The organism is Teredinibacter waterburyi (assembly GCF_001922985.1).
In the GTDB taxonomy this organism is placed as follows: Bacteria; Pseudomonadota; Gammaproteobacteria; order Pseudomonadales; family Cellvibrionaceae; genus Teredinibacter; species Teredinibacter waterburyi.
This window is the reverse complement of sequence record NZ_MRUH01000113.1, coordinates 1-3,048: the sequence shown is the minus strand read 5'-3', so window position 1 is coordinate 3,048 and position 3,048 is coordinate 1. Positions and strand designations below refer to the sequence as shown.

At 41.0% G+C, this 3,048-nt stretch carries 6 protein-coding genes; all 6 read right to left on the bottom strand.

The genetic code is table 11. The annotated features are described in order from the left end of the window. Window positions 1–359 precede the first annotated feature (359 nt). On the bottom strand, window positions 360–869 hold the full coding sequence (locus tag IDZ20_RS07925; protein ID WP_188150896.1) for a metallophosphoesterase: 510 nt from the start codon (window positions 867–869) through the stop codon (window positions 360–362). 22 nt (window positions 870–891) lie between these two features. After that, window positions 892–1,191 (bottom strand): hypothetical protein, encoded by a 300-nt coding sequence (locus IDZ20_RS07920; RefSeq protein WP_188150895.1) that lies wholly within the window; start codon window positions 1,189–1,191, stop codon window positions 892–894. A 2-nt stretch (window positions 1,192–1,193) separates the two neighbouring features. Then, on the bottom strand, window positions 1,194–1,448 hold the full coding sequence (locus IDZ20_RS07915; protein WP_188150894.1) for a hypothetical protein: 255 nt from the start codon (window positions 1,446–1,448) through the stop codon (window positions 1,194–1,196). A gap of 79 nt (window positions 1,449–1,527) precedes the next feature. Beyond that, window positions 1,528–1,917: a hypothetical protein gene (locus IDZ20_RS07910; protein ID WP_188150893.1), complete on the bottom strand. Its 390-nt coding sequence runs from the start codon at window positions 1,915–1,917 to the stop codon at window positions 1,528–1,530. Between the two features lie 171 nt (window positions 1,918–2,088). Beyond that, window positions 2,089–2,406 (bottom strand): hypothetical protein, encoded by a 318-nt coding sequence (locus IDZ20_RS07905; RefSeq protein WP_188150892.1) that lies wholly within the window; start codon window positions 2,404–2,406, stop codon window positions 2,089–2,091. After that, window positions 2,396–3,048: RHS repeat-associated core domain-containing protein (locus IDZ20_RS07900; RefSeq protein ID WP_188150891.1), on the bottom strand; the 653-nt coding region annotated here is incomplete at its 5' end. The genes IDZ20_RS07905 and IDZ20_RS07900, both read right to left, overlap by 11 nt.

The window sequence follows — 3,048 nt, the reverse complement described above, 5'->3', positions numbered from 1 at the left end:
TCAAACAGGCTCAACATTAAAATGATCCGGCGCTTTCTTTAGAGTGGGTGTCTTGATAGTACTTGTTCTTTTTGATTGAATGGAGCCGGAATCCCTCCGACAAGGCCACCACTAGGCAGGTGGCGCAGACGCTTTAGGCAATTATGCAGCTTTCAGGCAACATGCAAACGTCCATTTCAAACATAATCAGTTGGCTTAACTAATCCAATATCATCATTCAGATAGCTGCCTAAATCCATAAAAGTTCGATTTGCATGCGTGGTAATAAAGTCTACTATCGTATGCCCATGAAAAACGTGGTCGATGTTCCTCACTGGTTTAATCGACAAAAATCCCTCTGGATCTCGATACAACTGTGATTATTTCCAGAACATGTCACTGACCAATCTATTTTTTTCAACGTCTTTTTTGTCAACGCTTGCCAACTGATCAATTACATCCAGCCAATCACATTGGTCTGGCAGCTCTGCATGCACTAGCGCAACTTTTTTGCTCCCGCTGACTTGCAGTTCAATTGCTACAGGCAAATTTGACAATACTTGGTAATATTCCTGTAACTCAACCAGATCAAAATCTTCAGCCCAACTGCCACCCCAAGCGTGCCACTGCATAAACACGTGGCTAGATTTTTGCTCCACAGCATTAATCAACATTCTTTCATGGTTTCCTTGAATGGCATAAAACCATTCATACCTTAACCATTTGAGAACCTCCTCGCATTCGGGGCCTCTGTCGATTAAATCCCCCAAGCTAAACAACCTGTCCTTGCTAGGGTCAAAGTTTACTTTATCCAACAATGCTTTAAGCAGCGAGAAATGCCCATGAATATCCGAACATATGTAATCCACGCCATTACTATTAATGCTCACGGACTGAAATAGGCTTCCCATACTAATTCGAATCCTGCTCCACCAGTATTTGGATACCTTTTGAAATAGAAGCCAAGATTACTTCTTTTTCTTCGTTACTATTGCCAATTGACGGAAGCACTTCGGACAAATCAATATCCTTAGTCTTTAAATAGTTCTTGATATGTTGATTAATATAAATCAGCTTATCCAAAGGGAAAATTTTTCTGAGTTTGGATAGTTCAGACTCATTCCACTCAATAAGATTTGGATCAGCTTCGAACTGATATGGATATAGAATTAAAGACAGCGCGCTTTTGTCAGTTTTCTTAATTTCTTCCACAATTAAAAATCGTCCCAATCATATGGAATTTCATTTCCCGGCTTCCAATCATTTGCTTCTTCAACCCTGCTATGAGGCTTAGGAACCATTTTTTTACCTGACTCATCAACACCTGCACGAGTAATCTTTCCAACATCGGATTTATTCATTCCTTTGTTGCCTAACTCTTCAAATACTTGATCATTTAACGATTGTGCGGGTTTGTAGTGGCCACTCGTGTTAGAAATTTCAACTATCTTTCCATCATGAACTATCATTTCCCCAGCCGATGCGACATTGCCCCCAGCAAGAAAACTAGAATGATGGAAAGAACCTGGTTGTTCGAACGTCCAAAACTTACCTATATATGTTCAAATATTTACCGAGACAATTTGAATCTGCAACCAACTCATACTGTTCAATATCGCCCCACTGATTACCCTTTCCAGACTCGGTTGGATAGAAAAGCAATGAAGCGCCTGTCTTAGACTGTAGATTCTTTTTAATTCCTCTAAATTTATAGCCATCCATCGAAGGAATATCAGCATAAAAATCAAGCTCGCCACTTAGTTTGTAGAATCCAATTTTATCTATCTCAAACTTTTCTACGACAACCTTTTTGATTTTATCTGCATAGACTGCGCTGATTTCATAGGGAAATTCCAAACGAACTTCTTCTCCTGAGTTCTCCCACCGAACCGCATCATAATGATCAGTTGATGTATTTTTTATTAATTCAATCTTCATGGTTTGGGCTTCACAGGCTCGATAGAAACGACCTCTAGATATGGGTCGTTTGTATTTTTCAAGATTCAAGACCTGGCCCTGTTACCGAGTAAACTGTCCCTGGAATTCCTTTAAGTAAACTGTCCCTGGAATTCGGAATTCGGAATTCCCCAACAGCACCGCCAGGGAATTCTAGTCTTTGTTTTCACCAACCATCGTATATAATTCTGACTCAGCCATTTCGTTGAGAGTCTTGTCAAAATACCAAAGAATATCTTCGTTGGAGTATTTCATGCCAGGGAAAACATTTTGAAAATCAAATTCCCTATTTTTAACGGCCCACTCAAGTCCCTTCACAATAACTTTTACCCTCTCTGAGCCATACTCATTCAGAAGTTTTTCCGCGCTTTTCTTATCAAACGGAGGGTGGTTTTTGATGTCTCGAATATGAAACAAACCATATAGAGGAACTTTAAACCCGCCAAATTCTTCATGGTAACTATCCGTCATAATCCGGTCTCTCTATTTTTTTGAGACTATCATCCCCCAACCCTTGATCCCTTAGTTCATTCATAACTTGGTCATTAAGGGATTGGGGTGGTTGATAGTGGCCACTATCATTTGAAACTTCTAAGATCATCCCATTTGCAACATTCATCATTCCAGCAGATGCTACTGGCGCACCAGCAAGGAAACTAGAATGATGAAACTCAGCAACAGGATAACTATTTGATAAGTAGATTTTTCCTTGTGTATCCATGACAAAAATAGCTTTTCCTGTACCCGACCAAGCGTCACCCGCATCAAGAGTATCGACTGGCCGCCCCGCTAAGGAGCCTCCTTTATGAACAAGAAGCCCATTCTCAATTCCTACTTCATAGTCGTTTCTTTGCTCTGGAGCCAGATAAGTTACAGCAACATCTGGCCCAAAAAATGACCATTCGGGATGACCAGGCCTACCCTCTCCTTCGTATTTGGAAAGCATTTCCTTGGTATTCGAATATTTTTGCTCCTTACAACTCAACCCAAACGGATCCACCCAATGCACCGGATTCGGCGCATACTGATAACAATTCACCCCACCCAACAGCCCAATCGGGTCTTGGCTTATAAACTGGCCGGTACCGGGATTGTAATACCGATGCCGGTTGT

What these genes read in the sequence shown, in the direction of transcription:
- IDZ20_RS07915 (WP_188150894.1), bottom strand. Translation starts at nt 1,448, where the DNA reads ATGATAGTTCATGATGGAAAGATAGTTGAAATTTCTAACACGAGTGGC.
- IDZ20_RS07910 (WP_188150893.1), bottom strand. Translation starts at nt 1,917, where the DNA reads ATGAAGATTGAATTAATAAAAAATACATCAACTGATCATTATGATGCG.
- IDZ20_RS07905 (WP_188150892.1), bottom strand. Translation starts at nt 2,406, where the DNA reads ATGACGGATAGTTACCATGAAGAATTTGGCGGGTTTAAAGTTCCTCTA.